The organism is Nonomuraea sp. NPDC050790, assembly GCF_044456745.1.
Classification (GTDB): domain Bacteria; phylum Actinomycetota; class Actinomycetes; order Streptosporangiales; family Streptosporangiaceae; genus Nonomuraea.
In genome coordinates this window covers 518,514-537,930 of sequence record NZ_JBITGF010000006.1, presented here as the reverse complement: position 1 = coordinate 537,930, position 19,417 = coordinate 518,514, and the positions used below count along the sequence as shown (strand labels likewise).

Annotated in this window: 19 protein-coding genes; 11 read left to right on the top strand and 8 right to left on the bottom strand. The window is 69.9% G+C overall.

Going from position 1 to position 19,417, the window contains the following annotated elements; genetic code table 11:
• Window positions 1-5 precede the first annotated feature (5 nt).
• Genes narH through ACIBEJ_RS31860 form a run of 4 tightly spaced genes read left to right on the top strand, consistent with a single transcriptional unit; the run spans window position 6 to window position 3,458 of the window.
• A complete protein-coding gene (gene narH, locus ACIBEJ_RS31875) occupies window positions 6-1,601 on the top strand; it encodes a nitrate reductase subunit beta (RefSeq protein WP_397186563.1) in 1,596 nt (531 codons plus the stop codon).
• Window positions 1,598-2,152, top strand: a complete 555-nt coding sequence (gene narJ / locus ACIBEJ_RS31870) for a nitrate reductase molybdenum cofactor assembly chaperone (protein ID WP_397186562.1) — start codon at window positions 1,598-1,600, stop codon at window positions 2,150-2,152. The genes narH and narJ overlap by 4 nt, the downstream gene beginning before the upstream one ends.
• Complete coding sequence (gene narI, locus ACIBEJ_RS31865; RefSeq protein ID WP_397186561.1) at window positions 2,149-2,829, top strand: respiratory nitrate reductase subunit gamma; 681 nt, start codon at window positions 2,149-2,151, stop codon at window positions 2,827-2,829. The genes narJ and narI overlap by 4 nt, the downstream gene beginning before the upstream one ends.
• The gene (locus ACIBEJ_RS31860; RefSeq protein WP_397186560.1) at window positions 2,826-3,458 is read left to right on the top strand and encodes a phosphotransferase; all 633 of its coding nucleotides are present in this window, start codon (window positions 2,826-2,828) and stop codon (window positions 3,456-3,458) included. Before narI ends, ACIBEJ_RS31860 begins: the two co-directional genes overlap by 4 nt.
• Before the next feature lie 38 nt (window positions 3,459-3,496).
• On the opposite strand, the gene ACIBEJ_RS31855 is transcribed toward ACIBEJ_RS31860, so the two are convergent.
• The 3 genes from ACIBEJ_RS31855 to ACIBEJ_RS31845 are packed head-to-tail and all read right to left on the bottom strand — an operon-like array spanning window position 3,497 to window position 6,971.
• Window positions 3,497-4,234 (bottom strand): succinate dehydrogenase/fumarate reductase iron-sulfur subunit, encoded by a 738-nt coding sequence (locus ACIBEJ_RS31855; protein WP_397186559.1) that lies wholly within the window; start codon window positions 4,232-4,234, stop codon window positions 3,497-3,499.
• Window positions 4,234-6,159, bottom strand: coding sequence for a fumarate reductase/succinate dehydrogenase flavoprotein subunit (locus tag ACIBEJ_RS31850; RefSeq protein WP_397186558.1), 1,926 nt, complete (start codon window positions 6,157-6,159; stop codon window positions 4,234-4,236). Before ACIBEJ_RS31850 ends, ACIBEJ_RS31855 begins: the two co-directional genes overlap by 1 nt.
• Window positions 6,156-6,971, bottom strand: coding sequence for a succinate dehydrogenase cytochrome b subunit (locus ACIBEJ_RS31845; protein WP_397186738.1), 816 nt, complete (start codon window positions 6,969-6,971; stop codon window positions 6,156-6,158). The genes ACIBEJ_RS31850 and ACIBEJ_RS31845 overlap by 4 nt, the downstream gene beginning before the upstream one ends.
• Window positions 6,972-7,093: 122 nt before the next feature.
• Here ACIBEJ_RS31845 and ACIBEJ_RS31840 point away from each other — a divergent pair, with 122 nt between their 5' ends.
• The 7 genes from ACIBEJ_RS31840 (at window position 7,094) to ACIBEJ_RS31810 (ending at window position 14,428) form a co-directional block, all read left to right on the top strand.
• The gene (locus ACIBEJ_RS31840) at window positions 7,094-8,050 is read left to right on the top strand and encodes a LysR family transcriptional regulator (protein WP_397186737.1); all 957 of its coding nucleotides are present in this window, start codon (window positions 7,094-7,096) and stop codon (window positions 8,048-8,050) included.
• A gap of 37 nt (window positions 8,051-8,087) precedes the next feature.
• Entirely contained in the window at window positions 8,088-9,218 is a 1,131-nt protein-coding gene (locus ACIBEJ_RS31835) for a PP2C family protein-serine/threonine phosphatase (protein ID WP_397186557.1), read from the top strand.
• Window positions 9,215-10,381, top strand: a complete 1,167-nt coding sequence (locus tag ACIBEJ_RS31830) for an ATP-binding protein (RefSeq protein WP_397186556.1) — start codon at window positions 9,215-9,217, stop codon at window positions 10,379-10,381. The genes ACIBEJ_RS31835 and ACIBEJ_RS31830 overlap by 4 nt, the downstream gene beginning before the upstream one ends.
• A complete protein-coding gene (locus tag ACIBEJ_RS31825) occupies window positions 10,378-10,818 on the top strand; it encodes a response regulator (protein ID WP_397186555.1) in 441 nt (146 codons plus the stop codon). The genes ACIBEJ_RS31830 and ACIBEJ_RS31825 overlap by 4 nt, the downstream gene beginning before the upstream one ends.
• Before the next feature lie 185 nt (window positions 10,819-11,003).
• The gene (locus ACIBEJ_RS31820; RefSeq protein WP_397186554.1) at window positions 11,004-11,795 is read left to right on the top strand and encodes a hypothetical protein; all 792 of its coding nucleotides are present in this window, start codon (window positions 11,004-11,006) and stop codon (window positions 11,793-11,795) included.
• Window positions 11,796-11,804: 9 nt separating this feature from the next.
• Window positions 11,805-13,682 (top strand): fumarate reductase/succinate dehydrogenase flavoprotein subunit, encoded by a 1,878-nt coding sequence (locus ACIBEJ_RS31815; RefSeq protein WP_397186553.1) that lies wholly within the window; start codon window positions 11,805-11,807, stop codon window positions 13,680-13,682.
• A complete protein-coding gene (locus ACIBEJ_RS31810; RefSeq protein ID WP_397186552.1) occupies window positions 13,679-14,428 on the top strand; it encodes a succinate dehydrogenase/fumarate reductase iron-sulfur subunit in 750 nt (249 codons plus the stop codon). The genes ACIBEJ_RS31815 and ACIBEJ_RS31810 overlap by 4 nt, the downstream gene beginning before the upstream one ends.
• 249 nt (window positions 14,429-14,677) lie before the next feature.
• Here ACIBEJ_RS31810 and ACIBEJ_RS31805 read toward each other — a convergent pair whose 3' ends face one another.
• The 5 genes from ACIBEJ_RS31805 to ACIBEJ_RS31785 form a co-directional block, all read right to left on the bottom strand.
• Window positions 14,678-15,799, bottom strand: a complete 1,122-nt coding sequence (locus ACIBEJ_RS31805; protein ID WP_397186551.1) for a hypothetical protein — start codon at window positions 15,797-15,799, stop codon at window positions 14,678-14,680.
• A gap of 113 nt (window positions 15,800-15,912) precedes the next feature.
• Entirely contained in the window at window positions 15,913-17,250 is a 1,338-nt protein-coding gene (locus ACIBEJ_RS31800; RefSeq protein ID WP_397186550.1) for a hypothetical protein, read from the bottom strand.
• A 60-nt stretch (window positions 17,251-17,310) separates the two neighbouring features.
• Entirely contained in the window at window positions 17,311-17,700 is a 390-nt protein-coding gene (locus ACIBEJ_RS31795) for a (deoxy)nucleoside triphosphate pyrophosphohydrolase (protein WP_397186549.1), read from the bottom strand.
• The gene (locus ACIBEJ_RS31790; protein ID WP_397186548.1) at window positions 17,697-18,794 is read right to left on the bottom strand and encodes an NlpC/P60 family protein; all 1,098 of its coding nucleotides are present in this window, start codon (window positions 18,792-18,794) and stop codon (window positions 17,697-17,699) included. Before ACIBEJ_RS31790 ends, ACIBEJ_RS31795 begins: the two co-directional genes overlap by 4 nt.
• A complete protein-coding gene (locus ACIBEJ_RS31785; RefSeq protein WP_397186547.1) occupies window positions 18,791-19,417 on the bottom strand; it encodes a hypothetical protein in 627 nt (208 codons plus the stop codon). Before ACIBEJ_RS31785 ends, ACIBEJ_RS31790 begins: the two co-directional genes overlap by 4 nt.

The following is a 19,417-nucleotide window of genomic DNA, read 5'->3' as shown; positions in this document are numbered from 1 at the left end:
GGATCATGGCGCAACTTGCCATGGTGATGAACCTGGACAAGTGCATCGGCTGTCATACCTGCTCGGTGACCTGCAAGCAGACGTGGACGAACCGGGCGGGGGTCGAGTACGCCTGGTTCAACAACGTCGAGACCCGCCCAGGCCAGGGCTACCCGCGTGGCTACGAGGACCAGGACCGGTGGCGCGGCGGCTGGGAGGTCGACGCCAAGGGACGGCTGCGCCTGCGGGCGGGCGGCAGGCTCCGCAAGCTCCTCGGCATCTTCGCCAACCCGCTCATGCCGAACATCCAGGACTACTACGAGCCCTGGACCTACGACTACGAGAATCTCACCCGCGCCCCGCTCGGCGACGACATCCCGGTCGCCCCGCCCCGCTCGCTCATCAGCGGCGAACCCATGGCCATCCGCTGGAGCGCCAACTGGGACGACAACCTCGGCGGCGACCCGTCGGCCGACCCCGTGCTGCGCAAGGTCGGCGAGCAGGTGAGGCTGGAGTTCGAGCAGGCGTTCATGTTCTACCTGCCGCGCATCTGCGAGCACTGCCTGAACCCGTCCTGCGTCGCCTCCTGCCCGTCCGGCGCCCTCTACAAGCGTGAGGAGGACGGCATCGTCCTGGTGGACCAGGACCGCTGCCGCGGCTGGCGGATGTGCGTGACCGGCTGCCCGTACAAGAAGATCTACTTCAACCACCGCACCGGCAAGGCCGAGAAGTGCACGTTCTGCTACCCGCGGGTGGAGGTCGGGCTGCCGACCGTGTGCTCGGAGACGTGCGTCGGGCGCCTGCGCTACCTGGGCGTCATGCTCTACGACGCCGACCGCGTGGGCGAGGTGGCGAGCATCGCCGACGACAAGGAGCTGTACGAGGCGCAGCTCTCGCTCTTCGTCGACCCCGACGACCCGGCCGTGGCCGACTCCGGGCTGCCGGACGACTGGATCGAGGCGGCCCGCCGCTCACCCGTGCACGACCTGATCACGCGCTACCGGGTCGCGCTGCCGCTGCACCCGGAGTACCGCACGCTGCCGATGGTCTGGTACGTGCCGCCGCTGTCGCCCGTCGTGGACGCGCTGGCCAACGGCGGGTACGACGGCGAGGACGCGGGCAACCTGTTCGCCGCCGTCGAGGCGCTGCGCATCCCGGTGGAGTACCTGGCCGAGCTGTTCACCGCCGGCGACCCGGTGCCCGTGACGGCGGCGCTGCGGCGGCTGGCGGCCATGCGCTCGTACATGCGCTCGGTCAACCTGGGCGAGGAGCCCGAGCTGCCGCTCTCCGGGCTGTCGGCGGAGGACATCCAGGGCATGTACCGGCTGCTGGCCCTGGCCCGCTACGACGAGCGCTACGTCATTCCCACCGCCTACGGCATGACGCCCGGGGCCGTGGAGGAGATCGGCTGCAGCCTCGACTACGACGGCGGACCGGGGATGGCGGGGCCGTTCGGGGAGGGCTCCGGCCAGCCGGTGCCGGTCTCGATCGAGAGCTTCCACGGGCTGAAGCAGCGCCAGACCGGCGAGGAGACCACGCGCGAGCGGGTCAACCTCCTCAACTGGGACGGCAGGGGCAAACCCGCCGGCCTGTTCCCGCCGAAGAAGGGCGAGCCGTCATGAACAAGGCCGTGACCTGGCAGGCCGCCGCGCACCTGCTCGCCTACCCCGACGAGCGCTTCTGGGGACGGCTGCCGCTGATCGAGCAGGCCGCCGCGCCGTGCTTCCCCGGCTTCGCCGCCGCCATCCGCGCCATGGGACCGGGCGAACTGGCCGCGCACTACGTGGACCTGTTCGACCTCAAGCGGCGCTGCTGCCTCTACCTCACCTACTACGCCGACGGCGACACGCGGCGGCGCGGCGAGTCGCTGGCCGCGCTCAAGGGCCGCTACCGGGCCGCCGGGTGGGAGCTGATGGACGACGAGCTGCCGGACTTCCTGCCGGTGATGCTGGAGTTCGCCGCGCTGGACGCCGCGGGCGAGGCGCTGCTGGCCGAGCACCGGGTGGGGATCGAGCTGCTGCGCTCGGCGCTGGACGGGTACGGCTCGCCGTACACGATCGTGCTGGACGGCGTGCGCCGCGCCCTGCCGGAGCCGACCGCGGCGCAGCGGGCGGCGGCGGCCCGGCTGGCGCAGGACGGCCCGCCCGCCGAGTCCGTGGGGGTGTACCGATGAACTTCGGCGAGACCTTCTTCTGGGTGATCGCGCCCTACGTGACGCTGGTGGTGCTGATCGGCGGGCTGCTGTGGCGCTACCGCTACGACAAGTTCGGCTGGACGACCCGCTCCTCCCAGCTCTACGAGTCGCGGCTGCTGCGGATCGCCTCGCCGCTGTTCCACTACGGGCTGCTGTTCGTGATCGCCGGGCACGTGATCGGGCTGTTCGTCCCGGTCTCGTGGACCGAGGCGATCGGCCTGTCCGACCACGCCTACCATCTGCTGGCCCGCGTGTTCGGCGGCCTGGCCGGGCTGGCGGTGCTGGTCGGCCTGGCCCTGCTCGTCTACCGGCGGCGGCACTCCGGGCCCGTCTTCCGCGCCACGACCGTCAACGACAAGGTCATGTACGTCGCGCTCGCGCTGGCCGTGGTGGCCGGGCTGGTGGCCACGCTGACCGGGGCGGAGTACCGCGACTCGGTCTCGCCGTGGTTCCGCAGCGTCTTCGTGCTGCGGCCGGACGCCGAGGCGATGGCCCACGCGACCGTCTTCTTCAAGCTGCACGTCATCGCCGGGATGGTGATGATCGGGCTGTTCCCGTTCACCCGGCTCGTGCACGCGCTCTCGGCGCCCGTCGGGTACTTGTTCCGCCCTTACATCGTCTACCGGAGCCGTCTGCGCCAGAATCAATCCCTGTGAGGCATGGCTACACCAACAGCACGTTCGGCGACGGCGCTCTGGTCGTGAAGTGTTACCTGGGTCCGGGCGCCGCGGAACGGCTGGAAACCGAGCGGAAGATGTTGCGCCGCATGCGCGGCAGGGTGCCCGTGCCCGCCGTGCAGTCGGTCAGCGACACCAGCCTGACCACCCGGTTCGTGCCGGGCGTCCACGGCCAGGATCTCCTCGACGAGGGCCTGGCCAAGGAGGTCATGACCGCCTGCGGGCGGACGCTGGCCGCCATCCACGCCATGCCCGCCGCCCGGGGCCGCGTCCTGGTCCACGGCGACTACGGCCCCAACAACCTGATCATCGATCCGATGACGCACGAGACCGCGGCGGTGCTCGACTGGGAGTGGGCCCACCGCGGCGAGCCGGTCGAGGATCTGGCGTGGTGCGAGTGGATCATCAGGACCCACCATCCCGAGCACGTGGACGCGCTGCCGTACTTCTTCGAGTCCTACGGCGGGGCGGTGCCCGAGTGGCAGGAGCGGCACGCGGCGATGCTGGAACGCTGCCACGCGCTGCTGGCCTTCGCCGCCGGCTGGGGCCCCGACGGCGAGGAGCTGTGGCGGGAGCGGATCGCGGCGACGGCGGCCTTCACCGGCTGAGCGCGAAGAGGCCGCGGTGTGCGGCCTGTTCGCGGCCGCTACCTGCTGGCCTTCAGGTAGTCGCTGTTCATCTGCGCGATGGTGTCCAGCGGGATGCCCTTCGGGCAGACCGCCGTGCACTCGCCGGTGTTGGTGCAGCCGCCGAAGCCCTCGGCGTCCATCTGGTCCACCATGGCCTTGGCGCGGCTCAGGCGCTCGGGCTGGCCCTGCGGGAGCAGCGACAGGTGGGTGATCTTCGCGGCGGTGAACAGCGACGCGGAGCCGTTCGGGCAGGCCGCCACGCAGGCGCCGCAGCCGATGCAGGTCGCGGCGTCGAAGGCGTCGTCGGCGTCCTCCTTGCGGACCGGGACCGCGTGCGCGTCCGGCGCGGAACCGGCCGGAACCGAGACGAACCCGCCCGCCTGGATGATGCGGTCGAAGGCGCTGCGGTCCACGACCAGGTCCTTGATGACCGGGAAGGGAGCGGCCCGCCACGGCTCGATGGTGATCTCGGCGCCGTCCTCGAAGTGGCGCATGTGGAGCTGGCACGTCGTGGTGGCGCGCTGCTCGCCGTGGGCCACGCCGTTGATGACCATGCCGCACATGCCGCAGATGCCCTCGCGGCAGTCGTGGTCGAAGGCGATCGGGTCGTCGCCGTCCAGGATGAGCTTCTCGTTGACGACGTCGAGCATCTCCAGGAAGGACATGTCCGGCGACACGTCCTTGGCCAGGTAGGTGACCATGCGCCCGGCGTCGTCGGGACCGCTCTGGCGCCAGACCTTGAGGGTGAGATCCATTACTTGTAGCTCCGCTGGGTCATCTTGACGTAGTCGTACTCGAGCGCTTCCTTGTGGAGCACCGGGCCGTCGGGGGTGCGCTCCCAGGCCGAGACGTGCGCGAAGTGCTCGTCGTCACGCAGCGCCTCACCGTCGGCGTCCTGCGACTCGGCGCGGAAGTGGCCGCCGCACGACTCGGTGCGCACCAGCGCGTCCAGGCACATCAGCTCGGCCAGGTCGAAGAAGTCGGCGACCCGCCCGGCCTTCTCCAGCACCTGGTTTAGCTCCTCCGGGGTGCCGCTGACCTTCACGTTGCGCCAGAACTCGTCCCGCAGACCGGGGATCAGCTCCAGGGCCTTGCGCAGCGACTCCTCGGTGCGCTCCATGCCGCAGTAGTCCCACATGATCTTGCCGAGCTCGCGGTGGAAGGAGTCCGGGGTGCGGGTGCCGTTGACGGCCATCAGCCGGTCGATCTTGGTGCGGACCTTGATCTCGGCCTCGGCCACGGCCTCCTCGTCGACCTCGCCGTACGGGCCGTTGGCCAGGTAGTCGCCCAGCGTCGTCGGAAGGACGAAGTAGCCGTCGGCCAGGCCCTGCATCAGCGCCGAGGCGCCCAGGCGGTTGGCGCCGTGGTCGGAGAAGTTGGCCTCGCCGATCACGAACAGGCCGGGGACCGTGGACTGCAGGTCGTAGTCCACCCACAGGCCGCCCATCGTGTAGTGCACGGCCGGGTAGATGCGCATGGGCTGGGTGTAGGGGTCCTCGCCGGTGATGCGCTCGTACATCTCGAAGAGGTTGCCGTACTTCTTCTCGACGGCGTCGCGGCCGAGGCGCGCGATCGCGTCGCGGAAGTCGAGGTAGACGCCCAGGCCGCCGGGGCCGACGCCGCGGCCCTCGTCGCAGACGTTCTTGGCCGCGCGCGAGGCGATGTCACGCGGGACCAGGTTGCCGAAGGCCGGGTAGATGCGCTCCAGGTAGTAGTCGCGCTCGTCCTCCGGGATGTCACCGGCGGCGCGGTCGTCGCCGGCGGCCACCGGCACCCACACCCGGCCGTCGTTGCGCAGCGACTCCGACATCAGCGTGAGCTTCGACTGGTACTCGCCGGAGACCGGGATGCAGGTCGGGTGGATCTGCGTGTAGCACGGGTTGGCGAAGTACGCGCCGCGCTCGTGCGCCCGCCAGATGGCCGTGGTGTTGCAGCCCTTGGCGTTGGTGGACAGGAAGAACACGTTGCCGTAGCCGCCGGTGGCCAGCACGACCGCGTCGGCGGTGTGCCGCTCGATCTCGCCGGTGACCATGTCGCGCACGATGATGCCGCGCGCCCGGCCGCCGGAGACGATCAGCTCCAGCATCTCGTGCCGGGTGAACATCTCGACGGTTCCGGCCTTCACCTGGCGCTCCAGCGCCTGGTAGGCGCCCAGCAGGAGTTGCTGGCCGGTCTGGCCGCGGGCGTAGAAGGTCCTGGAGACCTGGGCGCCGCCGAAGGAGCGGGTGTCGAGCAGGCCGCCGTACTCGCGGGCGAACGGCACGCCCTGGGCCACGGCCTGGTCGATGATGTTCACCGAGACCTCGGCCAGGCGGTAGACGTTCGACTCGCGGGCGCGGAAGTCGCCGCCCTTGACGGTGTCGTAGAAGAGCCGGTAGATCGAGTCGCCGTCGCCGCGGTAGTTCTTCGCGGCGTTGATGCCGCCCTGGGCGGCGATCGAGTGGGCCCGCCTGGGCGAGTCCTGGTAACAGAACGACTTGACGTTGTAGCCCAGCTCGCCCAGGGTCGCGGCGGCCGAGCCGCCGGCCAGGCCGGTGCCGACCACGATGACGTTGAGCTTGCGCTTGTTGGCGGGGTTGACGAGCTTGGCGGAGAACTTCCGCTTGGCCCACCGCTCCTCGATCGGGCCCTCGGGGGCCTTGGTGTCCCTGAGCGGCTCGCCCTCGGTGTACTCGATCACTTGATCACTCCGAACATGATGGCCAGCGGCGGCGCGAGGAACCCGAGCACGAGGACGGCGGAGAACGCCGCCGCGCCCAGCTTCACCGCCTGCCGGCGCTCTCCCTTGGCCCAGCCCAGCGTCTGGAAGGCGGACCACAGGCCGTGCCGCAGGTGCAGGCCGACCAGGACGACCGCGATCAGGTAGACGGCCGTGACCCACCAGCGCCCCGGCTGGAAGCCCTCGATCATGCGGTCGGCCGGCGCCGAGTCGAATCCGGCGGGGTTGACCACGCCGAAGGTCAGGTCGAGCAGGTGCCAGACGATGAAGAGCGCGATGGTGACGCCGCCCCAGCGCATGATGTGCGTGGCGTACCCGGTGGCCTGCGACTTCTTGGCCACGTACTTCACCGGCCTGGCCTTGCGGGCGCGCCGGGTCAGCGTGATGGCCGCCCACATGTGCAGGACCACGGCCAGGACGAGGCCGGCCTCCAGCAGGGTCAGCACCGTCCGGTAGGGGAAGAACGGCTCAAGCAGCGTCCGCAGCCAGTGCGCGTACTCGTTGAACGACTCCCGGCCGAAGAAGATCTTCAGGTTGCCCAGCATGTGCAGGGCCAGGAAGCCCACCATCACGGCGCCCGTGACGGCCATGACGACTTTCCTGCCGTTCGACGAGCTCAGGAACCCGCGGGACCTCTTGGGCGTTGTCGGAGGAACCGGAGCCTTGCCGGCTCCCGTCTTGGGGGGACTCACGGGTGCCGTAGCGGCCCCGCGCTCAATCGTGGCAGTCACAGACGAGACGCTAGGTATCCAGGGATGATCCGTCCAAGTCATCACGGATCTGGTTTCCATAGCCACGGGCTATGACCCTTGGTTTCGTACGGCTACCGCAAAATCCACGAAGCCCGCATGCGAGCAAAATCACAACCTGGCGATAGCCGTAAGCTATGGAGATCATGCAGTTGCAGCAGCTCGCCTATTTCGTCGCGGTGGCCGAGACCCGGCACTTCACCCAGGCCGCCGAGAGCATGCGCGTGGCCCAGCCGTCGCTGAGCAAGCAGATCAAGGCGCTGGAGGCCGAGCTGGGCGCGCCGCTGTTCTCCCGCGCCCGCGGCAACGTCACCCTCACCCCCGCGGGCGAGGCGCTCCTGCCGCTGGCCCGCCGCATGCTCGCCGACGCCGACACCGCCCGGCAGGAGGTGGCAGAGCTGGCCGGGCTGCGCCGCGGCCGCGTACGGCTGGGCGCCACCCCGTCCCTGTGCGCCGGGCTGCTGGCCGACGCGCTGGCCCGCTTCCACCGCGACTACCCGGGCATCCGGCTCCACGTCGAGGAGGGCGGCTCGCGCGACCTGGTCAGGGCGCTGGCCCGCGGGCAGATCGACCTATCGCTGATCATCACGCCGCTCCAGCACGACGATCCCTCGCTGGTCACCGAGGAGATCCTGCGGGAGAACCTGGTCGTCGTCTCCCCCAGCCACCGGCGCACCGGGCAGGGCGATGACGGGACGGCGATCCGCCGGCCGTACGTGCGGATCGAGGACCTGCGCGGACGGCCTATGGTGATGTTCCGGCGCGGCTACGACCTGCGTGAAGCCACGATCGCGGCCTGCCGGCACGCGGGCTTCGAGCCGCGCTTCGCGGTCGAGGGCGGGGAGATGGACGCGGTGCTGCGGTTCGTGGAGGCGGGTCTGGGTGTGGCGGTGGTGCCGTCCATGGTGCTTGACGGACGTCCTGGGCTGACCGGCACGCCGCTGGCCCCGCCGGGCCTCAGCCGCACGATCGCGCTGGCCAACCGCAAGGACGTGGAGCCGACCCGCGCCGCCCAGGCGTTCGGGACCACCCTGCGAACGTTTCTGGTCGAGGCCGCTCACGACGGGACGCTTCCGCAAGGGGTGGAGCTCATCGCAGAATGAACCAGCGATCGCTACGAGGGTAGGGAGAGGGCAGTGTGTGACGGCTTCACTATCTGAGACGCTCACGCTCGTCCTCATCGAGGACGACGACGGTGACGCCTTCCTGGTCGAGGAGCTGCTCAAGGAGGCCGACGCGCCCCCGCGCATCACCTGGGCGCGCAGCCTGGCCGAGGGCCTGCCCAAGCTCACCGCCGACGTGCAGTGCGTGCTCGTGGACCTGTCGCTGCCGGACGCCAGCGGGCTGGAGGCGCTGGAGCAGGTGCTGGCCGCCGCCCCGCACGCCGCGGTGCTGGTGCTGACCGGGATCAGCGAGGCGCACGTCGGCGTCGCCGCGGTGCAGGCCGGCGCCCAGGACTACCTGGTCAAGCAGGACATCACCGCCCGGCTGCTGGCCCGCTCGATCCGCTACTCCATGGAACGCAGGCGCGCCGACCACGCCCAGCGGATGCTGGTCAAGGCCGAGGCGACCGCCCAGGAGAACGCCAGGCTCGAACGCGGGCTGCTACCCGTACCGCTGCTGAGCGCGGAGACGATCGAGCACACGACCCGCTACCTGCCCGGCAGCCAGAGCGCCCTGCTCGCCGGCGACTTCTACGACACCGTGCAGACCCCCGACGGCTCGGTGCACATCGTCGTCGGCGACGTGTGCGGGCACGGGCCCGACGAGGCCGCGCTCGGCGTCGGGCTGCGCATCGCCTGGCGCACGCTGGTGCTGGCCGGGCAGACCGGTGACGTCATGCTGCGCGCGATGGACGCGCTGCTCAGGGTCGAGCGCAAGGCGCCGGAGATCTTCACCACGCTCTGCACGGCCACGCTCACCCCCGACCTCACCCACGCGGAGCTGCGCGTCGTCGGCCACCCGCCGCCGCTGCTGATCCGCGACGGCGTGGTCGAGGCCGTCGGCGAGGGCCCGTCGGGGCCGCCGCTGGGCATCTTCCACGACGCCGAGTGGCACGCCATCGACGTGAGCCTGGGTGAGGAGTGGTCCCTCATGCTCTACACCGACGGGCTCATCGAGGCCGCGGTGAAGCAGGACCGGCTCGGCGTGGACGGGCTGGTGGAACTGGTGCGCGAGCACGGCCACATCGATCTCGACCGGCTGATCCGGCACGTCGGAACCCTCACCGACGACCTGGCCGTGGTCCTCGTCCAGAGGAGAACACCGTGAACCTCCATCCGCTGCCGCCGGCCAAGGCGCCCACCGGCGTCGGCAGACTGCCCGTCGCCCGCTGGTTCATCGCCGCGGGCGTCGTCACGGCGCTGGCCTACGCCGCCGGGGTGGGCGCGACGCTGACGATGGTGGAACAGGTCCGCGCGATCCGGCCGCGCCCGGACGTGGTCGCCAGGCTCGACCAGCTCAACCTCATCCTCATCCTGGTCTTCACGATCATCCTCCTGGCCGGGGTCGCGCTGACGTTCGTGATCCGCTACGCCGTACTCAAGCCGATCGCCCAGCTCGCCGGGCAGGTGCGCGAGGTCGCGGCGGGCGACTTCAACCGCAGGCTGCGCGTCGACCGCCCCGCCGAGCTCGCCGAGCTGGCCTCCCACGTCGACTCGATGCGCGCGCGCATCCTGGACGGCTGGCGCACCGCCGAGGAGCAGGCCGACGAGCTGCGGCGCTCCAACGGCGAGCTGGAGCAGTTCGCCTACGTGGCCAGCCACGACCTCCAGGAGCCGCTGCGCAAGGTGGCCAGCTTCACGCAGATGCTGGAGCAGAGGTACGGCCCGCAGCTCGACGACCGCGCCAAGCAGTACATCGGCTACGCCGTGGACGGTGCCAAGCGCATGCAGGTCCTCATCAACGACCTGCTCGACTTCTCCCGCGTGGGCCGGGTCCACGGCGAACGCGTGGTCACCGACACCGGCGAGGCGCTGCAGTCGGCGCTGGACAACCTGTCGGCGGCCATCGAGGACACCGGGACGGTGGTGACCTCCGACCGGCTGCCGAAGGTGGTGGGCAACAGGTCGCAGCTCGTCCGGTTGTTCCAGAACCTGGTGGAGAACTCCATCAGGTTCCGCTCCGAGCTGCCCCCGCGCATCCACATCGGGGCCCAACGGGCGGACAACGGCATGTGGGAGTTGAGCTGCTCCGACAACGGCATCGGCGTCGAGGCCAAGTACGCCGAGCGCATCTTCCTGATCTTCCAGCGCCTCCATCCGCGCGACGTCTACCCGGGCACGGGCATCGGACTGGCGCTGTGCAGGAAGATCGTGGAGTACCACGGCGGAATGCTCTGGCTGGACTCGGAGCGCTCGAAGAACTCGGAGGGCGCGGAGGCTCACGGCGCGACGTTCCGCTGGACCCTGCCCGACGCGGAAGAGGACGCATGATCCCGATCGAGGTGCTGCTGGTCGAGGACGACCAGGGCGACATCCTGCTCACGCGGGAGGCCTTCGAGCTGAACAAGGTCCAGAACCGGCTGCACGTGGTCAACGACGGCGAGCAGGCGCTGGCCTTCCTGCGGCGCGAGGAGGGCTACGAGAACGTGCCCCGCCCCGATCTGGTCCTGCTCGACCTCAACCTGCCCCGTATGGACGGCATGGAGGTGTTGCAGGAGGTGAAGGCGGACGCCGCGTTGCGCTCGATCCCGGTGGTGATCCTGACGACCTCCGAGGCGGAGGAGGACATCGTCCGCAGCTACCAGCTCCACGCAAACGCATATGTCACCAAACCGGTAGATTTTGACCAATTTATCCGGGTTGTCCGGCAGATTGACAATTTTTTCGTCACGGTAGTGAAGCTGCCGAACCACGGACACCGGTCCTGACGTGCGGACGTGACAGGAATCACACGGAGCCATCGAAAAAGTGAGTGACCCTTCTCACAAAACGTGATGCCGTCGTCGTAACGTATCCCCCACCAAATGCGCGCCCGAGCGGAGACGCCGCGCGCTCAGTGACTCGAACCCGGACCCCAGGCGAGCAGGGTCCGCGGGAGGTGGAGAGGTCCGCGATGACCCAGACGACGCCTGAAAGCCCGGTAAGGAGACAGCGCGCGCAGATCAAAGTGCGCACGCTTCGCACCGACAACTGGTGGCTGGCCCCGCTGCTGACGTTCCTCGGGCTCAGCTCATTCCTTGTCTACGGCGTATGGGCGATCTTCGACGGCAGCTACTACTACGCGCCGAGCGAGTACATAGCCCCGTTCTCGTCGCCGTGCCTGGCGACATCCTGTCCGGAGGGCGCCCGCTTCCTCGGGCTGGCCCCCTTCGGCGACTGGTACACCCTGCCGCCCGGCCTGCTGATCCTGGGCCTGCCCGGCGGGTTCCGGCTCACCTGTTACTACTACCGCAAGTCCTACTATCGCTCGTTCTGGCTCTCGCCTCCGGCGTGCTCGGTGCAGGAGCCGCACGGCAAGTACACCGGCGAGACCCGGTTCCCGCTGATCGTCCAGAACGTCCACCGCTACTTCTTCTACGCGGCGATCCTCATCGGCCTGGTCCTGGCCTACGACGCGGTCCTCGCGCTGGTCCACACGCCGACCGGGCTCGGCACCTGGATCCTCATCCTCAACGCGGTGCTGATCAACCTGTACACGCTGTCCTGCCACTCCTGCCGGCACATCACCGCCGGCCGCCTGAACCACTTCTCCCGGCACCCGGTGCGCTACAAGGCCTGGACATTCGTCTCGAAGCTCAACGCCAAGCACCAGCCCCTCGCGTGGGCCTCGATGTTCTCGGTGATGGGCGCCGACCTCTACGTCAGGCTCGTGGCCAAGGGCATCGTCAACTTCCCGTTCGCATAAGGAAAACCTGTGGAAATCGAGCGTCACGAATACGACGTCGTCGTCATCGGAGCGGGCGGCGCCGGGCTGCGGGCCGCGATCGAGGCCAGGCAGCAGGGCAAGCGCACGGCGATCGTCTGCAAGTCCCTGTTCGGCAAGGCCCACACGGTCATGGCCGAGGGCGGCGCGGCCGCCGCGATGGGCAACGTCAACTCCGACGACAACTGGATGGTGCACTTCCGCGACACCATGCGCGGCGGCAAGTTCCTCAACAACTGGCGCATGGCCGAGCTCCACGCCAAGGAGGCCGCCGACCGCGTCTGGGAGCTGGAGGCCTGGGGCGCGCTCTTCGACCGCACCAAGGACGGCAAGATCAGCCAGCGCAACTTCGGCGGCCACGAGTACCCGCGCCTGGCCCACGTCGGCGACCGCACCGGCCTGGAGCTGATCCGCACCCTGCAGCAGCGCGTCGTCGCCCTCCAGCAGGAGGACCAGGAGACCCACGGCGACTACGAGGCCTACATCAAGGTCTTCCAGGAGTGCACCGTCACCCGCCTGCTCAAGGACGGCGACGCCATCTCCGGCGCCTTCGGCTACTGGCGCGAGACCGGCAACTTCATCCTGTTCGACGCCCCCGCGGTCGTCCTGGCCACCGGCGGCATCGGCAAGTCCTACGTCGTCACCTCCAACTCCTGGGAGTACACCGGTGACGGCCACGCCCTGGCCCTGCTGGCCGGCGCCAACCTCATCAACATGGAGTTCATCCAGTTCCACCCGACCGGCATGGTCTGGCCGCCGTCGGTGCGCGGCATCCTGGTCACCGAGTCGGTCCGCGGAGACGGCGGCGTGCTGCGCAACTCCGAGGGCAAGCGCTTCATGTTCGACTACATCCCCGAGGTCTTCAAGGACAAGTACGCCACCACCGAGGAAGAGGGCGACCGCTGGTACACCGACCAGGCCAACAACCGGCGCCCCCCGGAACTGCTGCCCCGTGACGAGGTCGCCCGCGCCATCAACGCCGAGGTGAAGGCGGGCCGCGGATCACCCCAGGGCGGCGTCTTCCTGGACGTCTCCACCCGCCTGCCCGCCGAGGAGATCAAGCGGCGGCTGCCGTCGATGCACCACCAGTTCAAGGAGCTGGCCGACGTCGACATCACCGCCGAACCCATGCAGGTCGGCCCCACCTGCCACTACATCATGGGCGGGGTCGAGGTTGACGCGGACACCGGGGCGGCGGCCGTACCCGGGCTGTTCGCGGCGGGAGAGGTGTCGGGCGGCATGCACGGCTCCAACCGCCTCGGCGGCAACTCCCTGTCCGACCTGCTGGTCTTCGGCCGCAGGGCCGGGCTCGGCGCGGCCGAGTACGTCAACTCGCTCCCGGCCCGCCCCAAGGTCGCGCAGGAGTCCGTCGAGGCCGCCAGGGCCGAGGCGCTCGCCCCGCTGGAGCGCGGCGGCGAGAACCCCTACGAGGTCCACCACGAGCTCCAGCGGACGATGAACGACCTGGTCGGCATCATCCGCAAGGCCGAGGAGGTCGCCGAGGCGCTGGAGGTCGTGGAGAAGCTCAAGGAGCGCGTGCAGCTCGTCGGCGCCGCCGGATCGCGCATCTACAACCCCGGCTGGCACCTCGCGCTCGACCTGCGCAACATGCTGCTGGTCTCGGAGTGCGTGGCCCGCGCCGCGCTGCTGCGCGAGGAGAGCCGCGGCGGCCACACCCGCGACGACTTCCCGGGCATGAACCCCGAGTGGCGCCGCAAGCTCCTCGTCTGCTCCACCCCGGACGGCGGCGGATCCGTCGCCGTCGAGGAGAAGGTCCAGCCGGCCATGCGCAGGGACCTGTTCGACCTGTTCGACCTGGGCGAGCTGAAGAAGTACCTCACCGAAGAAGAGCTGGGGAACCCACAATGAGTTACAAGGCGAAGTTCAAGGTCTGGCGCGGTGAGGGCGGCGAGGGCAAGCTCGAGGACTTCACCGTCGAGGTGAACGAGGGCGAGGTCGTCCTCGACATCATCCACCGCCTCCAGGCCACCCAGGCGCCCGACCTCGCGGTCCGCTGGAACTGCAAGGCGGGCAAGTGCGGCTCGTGCTCCATGGAGATCAACGGCAAGCCGCGCCTGGGCTGCATGACCCGGATGTCCACCTTCGAGGAGGACGAGACCATCACCGTCACCCCGATGCGGACCTTCCCCGTCATCAAGGACCTCGTGACGGACGTGTCGTTCAACTACCAGAAGGCCCGCGAGATCCCCAGCTTCACCCCGCCCGCCGACGTCCGGCCGGGCGAGTACCGCATGAAGCAGGTGGACGTCGAGCGCTCGCAGGAGTTCCGCAAGTGCATCGAGTGCTTCATGTGCAACAACGTCTGCCACGTGATCCGCGACCACGAGGAGAACAAGCCCGCCTTCGCCGGGCCGCGCTTCCTGATGCGAATCGCGGAGCTGGACATGCACCCGTATGACGTGGCGGACCGCAAGGACTCGGCACAGGAGCAGCACGGGCTGGGCTACTGCAACATCACCAAGTGCTGCACCGAGGTCTGCCCGGAACACATCAAGATCACGGACAACGCCCTGATCCCCATGAAGGAACGCGTCGTCGACCGCAAGTACGACCCGCTGGTGTGGCTGGGCAACAAGATCCTCCGCCGCAAGTAACCCGCGCCGCCCCGCCCGCCGTCACACCCGTGACGGCGGGCGCGCCCGCCTCTTCGCCCCCAAACCCCCACGATCCTTTACGGCAAGCCACCCCACCGCCACCCGCCGCCGTGCGCTCACGTGTCGGGGGGATCGCTGCTCAGGCCGGACGAACGCACCACCGCAACGGCCCACGTCACCCAACCAAGTGGCCCCTCTGACCCAGCGCCCTGCCGACCTCGCCTGACCCGGTCGAGGGGCGGGAAGAAGCTATTTGCTTCTGAAGAGGTCGTCGTCGCCGGGCTCGGCGGAGGAGCCGGGTGAGAGGGGCATCTCGCGGGTCGCGTCGTACGGGCCGGAGCCACCCGAGGGGATGTCGGCGGGCGGGGCCTCCGGCGGGACCAAAGGCTCGAACGCGCCCCGCACCTTCTCCTCCTCCGGCTGAACGTCGTAGGGGATGTCCGGCTCGTGGCTGTAGGAGTCGAACTCGTCCGGGTGCAGCACCACGGGCTCGGCGGCGGGCGCCTCGGGCATGGTGGGCTGCTGCGGGTAGTTGTTGGCGTAGGGCTCCGGGTAGGCGGGCTGGCCGGTCGGATACGTCTGCACCGGCACGAAGCTGATGATCGGCGCATACGCCGTGCCGCCCGGGTAACCGGGATGCTGCGGGTGCGGGTAGCCGCCGGGGTGGGCCGTGTAGGCGGGCCCCGCGGGGTAGCCCTGGTGGGGGTCGGGAGTGGCCGGACCGGCCTTGCGTACGGCGGCGGCGTGCGCCATGCGGCGGAGCCGGCCCTCGAAGATCAGTACCGCGAACAGGGTCAGCAGCACCAGGACCAGCGCCGGGATGCTGAGCTTCTGCGTCAGCGTCCGCTGGTCGAACTCCGGGGCCGCGTTCCGCAGTTCGAGCGCCTGCGACTCCTCCGTGGGCTCCTCCGACGCCAGCGGCGTCATCGGGGTCGTCGACGGCGGCTGCGAGCCCGCGACGGTCGGGAGCTGCACCGGGGCCTCGGTCGTCGGCGGATCCGAGGAAGGCGTCGGGACCGGGATGTTCGAACTGGGCACGACCGGCTGCGGCTGGATCGGGGCGCTGGACGTCTTGGGCGGCGTGTTCTTCGGCTTGGGGGTGCTCGTGGTGGGCTTGGCGCTCGGAGTCTTGGTGATCGTCTTGGTGATCGTCGTCTCCGGCTGCTCCGGCTCCGGCGCCTCGGTCACGGTCTGCGTGATGGTGACCTCCGGGTCACACACCTCGCCCGCTTCACAGCCCTCGACGGGCGGGGGGTCGAGGACGTACGAGGATGCGCTGGCCGCCTGGATCACGAACGGCGAGACCGCCACCCCGGTGAGCCCGACGGCGAGGATCAGCGCGGACACGGCCGTCGCTCGTGTGCGTGCCACCGGTGCCCTCCGCGCCATCCCGGAACCATGGTCAAGGGAATACTAGTCAGGTCAAAGTAACAGTAAAGCCCCGTTCTCCGATGTTGTCACGCTGTGACCTGGGCTGGAACGGTTCAATCCTGATTTCCGGCGATTCTGCGCCGCTGGGCACGGGCCACGAACCACAGCGCCACCAGCAGAAGCGCGATCCCACCCGCCGCCACGGACAGGCCGCGATACCCGGTCAGCATGTTCATCGGCTTAGCCGCCGTCCCAAACGTCCGGCCCGCCACCGCGACGTGCCGCGGCCAAGGCGCCCCAACCCCCTCCTGAACACCGGCGGCCAGGGGAGCGACATGAGGCAGCCGAACATTCGGGTCATCCCACACCCCCTGCCCACTCCCCGGCTGCCGGGCATCGGCACTCACACCACTCGAAACAGCGCCACCGCGAGGCGCAGCGTCACCGGGCAGGGCACCGTAGTTGAGCGGAGCGGCGTTGTTGCGCGGGGCTGCGTTGTCGCGCGGACGTGGCCCGGTGGTGCCTGCGCGCGTTCCGGCGTCCGTGTCCCGCGTGCCGGCGTCAGTGCCCTGCGGGCCGCGGGCGCTGCGAGGGCCGACGTTGGTGAGGGCTCCACGCGGTCCGGTGTACGAGCTGTCGCCACTCGGCCTGGTCAACTTGCCCGGCTGCTGGATCTGGACAGGCTTGCCCGGCTCCTGGGCCGGGGCGGGTGCGGTCGCGGGGGTGGGCAGCGGGAGCACCACGGTCTCGCCTGGCCTGGGCATCGGGCCTGACCCCACGGGCGTGCGGGCGGTTCTGCTGAGCGTGGACACCCCGGTGTTGCCCCACACCTGCGCGACCGCGGCCAGGACGACCTCGTTCACCCCCTGCGGAACCGTCAGCCGCACGTCCACGGCCCGCTCCCCCGACACCTTGCCCAGCCGGCACACCTCGGCCCCCCGCGCCGCCACGCCCACCCCGGGCGTCGGCACGGCACCGGGCAACAACGTCCCGTCCACCTGGGGCACCCCCAACGCCCCCGCCGCCCGGCCATCAGCCGAGCCGGGACCGTCCGCCGAACCGCCGTCCGTCCGGGCGCTCCCCGCGGCGTCCGTCAGAGCGCTCTCCGCGGCGCCTGGCGGGGTGCTCGGGGTTGGGATGGGGAGTGGCGCACCGGCTGCCACCGGCACCCCGGCAGCAAGGCTCTGAGGCGTGCAGGTGACCGTGGACAGAGCCTCGCCGGGACTCGTGGCCACCGCGAGGCGGGCGTCCTGGGCCTCGCCGGCCAGCCGTACACGGAAACGCAGGACGTCCCCCGTCCGCACCCAGGCCCCGATGTCGTCGGGATCGCCCACGCGGTCGAAGACCAGAGCCATCTCACCCGCCACCGACGCCGACGCCACCGTCAGGGTCCCCAGGATCAGGGCACCGGTTCCCACCACGACCCCAAGGGCCCGCTTCCGCTCGAACATTGCCGTTTTCCCCCGAATGCGGACACACCTAGTAGTGGTTATGTCACAGAACGGAGTCGGCTAACCCTGTCGGAGCAGATCGGCCACAGCCTCCATGACCGGCAGGTCGGCGCCCAGCCAGTCGACGGAGAAGTACGCCTCCGGTCCCAGCCACCGCAACGCGAGATGCTCCTTGGCCACCGGCGTCCCCGCCTCCAGCGTGGCCAGCCACACCCGCATGACGTACCCGGGCGAAAGCGGCCAGTCTCCGCCCACCCGGCGGCCGACGGAGATCTCGACCCCGAGCTCCTCCCGGCACTCGCGGACCAGCGCCTCCTCCTCGCCCTCCCCCGGGTCCACCTTCCCGCCGGGGAACTCCCAGCCTCCGGCCAGCGCCGGGGGTTCGGCGCGCTGGGCGGCGAGCACCCGCCCGTCGGACACGATGACGGCGGCCACCACGATGATGCTCATAGGGCCGCATTCTCCAGTTTCTTCAACTGCTCCAGGACGGCGGGGTTCTGCAGCGGCCGGGTGAAGCCCATCAGCGTGTCGCGCGTCTGGTAGCCGGTCACCTTGATCGGCCCGCACAGCCGGCAGCGGGCCTCGATCATCTTCCCCTTGGAGACGACCATGCCGACGTGGCCGGGGTTGTTCGGGCCGGTGCCGGGGCCGGCGTTGAAGAAGACCAGGTCCCCGGGCTGCTCCTCACCCTGCGGGATCTTGATCCCGAACGGCCACTGCCCGAACGTGGTGCGCGGGATCGACAGCCCGACGCTGCGGTAGGCCATGAAGATGATCCCCGAGCAGTCGTAGGCGTCGGGTCCCGTCCCGCCCCAGAGGTACGGCTTGCCGCGCTGGGCCAGCGCGTAGGAGAGGATCTTGGCCACCACGTCGGTGGGCGCCGCCTCCACCAGCGGCTCGTCGCACTGGGGGTCGGCCTGCGGGGGCAGCTTCACCTCGCCGGACTTGGCGTACCTCTTGGCGATGACCTCGACCTGGTCCACGTACCACCAGGCCCGGTTGTAGACGAACAGCGCCCGCCGTACGTTCTCCGGAGCCCCGTTGCGCTTCAGCATCCGCGCCGCGCCCAGAATGGCGTCGGCGGGGTTGTAGACGTCGGCGATGCCGTCGTCGTCGCCGTCGGAGGCGTAGCCGTTGAACTTCGACGGGATCGGGATCCTGGCCTTGCCGCCCCAGGTGCTGATGAGGAACTGCATCGGCCCGGCGGCGCCGGCGTAGTTGGTGCCGCTCTTGACGCCGGGCAGGTCGGAGCGGCCGTGGTCGGTCTCCCGCTTGCCGACGGCGGCCAGCACGTTCCACTGGACGCCGATCTTCTTGCCGTGCTTCTTGTAGAGCTCCAGCAGGTTGGGCGGGATGTCGGAGGCGCCGGAGTCGGAGACGTCCTCGGTCTGGACGTCGTCCTCGCAGTCGGTGGTCGTGGTGTTGCCGATGAAGGACGGCATGCCCGGCATCATCAGCATCGGCGAGACGATGATGACGCCGAGAAGCAGCAGGCCCGCCAGGCCGACGGCCAGGCCGATGCGGGCGCGGGAGGAGATGTTCACCCTTCCGGGTCCCCGTCTTGGCCGTCCCCGGCCGGCTGCACGTCGAAGACGCGCCAGTCGTTGCCCACGGGGGTGAGCGTGACGGCGAGGTCCTCGGCGCGCTCGCTGGTGCCGGACCTGCCGCTGAGCTTCTGCGTGCTGGTGACCACGAAGACGATCGAGGTGGCGCCGACCTGCCTGATCTCCTTCATCTTGGCCGTGGCGGTGGCGACCGTCTGCTCGGTCTTGTTCTGCTCGATGGTGCCGGGGGAGGTGAGCGCCTTGGTGAGGAATCCGGCCAGCTCGCCGGTGGTGAACGCCCTGACCCGGTCGGCGTAGGCGGCCGGGTCCTCGTCGTAGCGGAAGGAGCCGTACGTGGCGGTGAACCGCTCGGCCAGGTCGGCCGCGGCGGCCAGTTGCTGCCTGGACATCGGCAGGTAGTCGTAGATGTCGAACGGCGCGTCGCTGGCGGTGGCCAGCGGCTTGCTGGAGACGGGGGCGCTCGGCGCCGCGCTGCCGGTCGCGCCGGTCACGGGCGCCGGCTCGGGGTCGCTCGGCCACATGGTCACGTAGAGGCCTACCGCGGCCACCACGGCCACGATCGCGGCGAAGACCACCCCACGCTTGTCACCTGACTGCGCCAT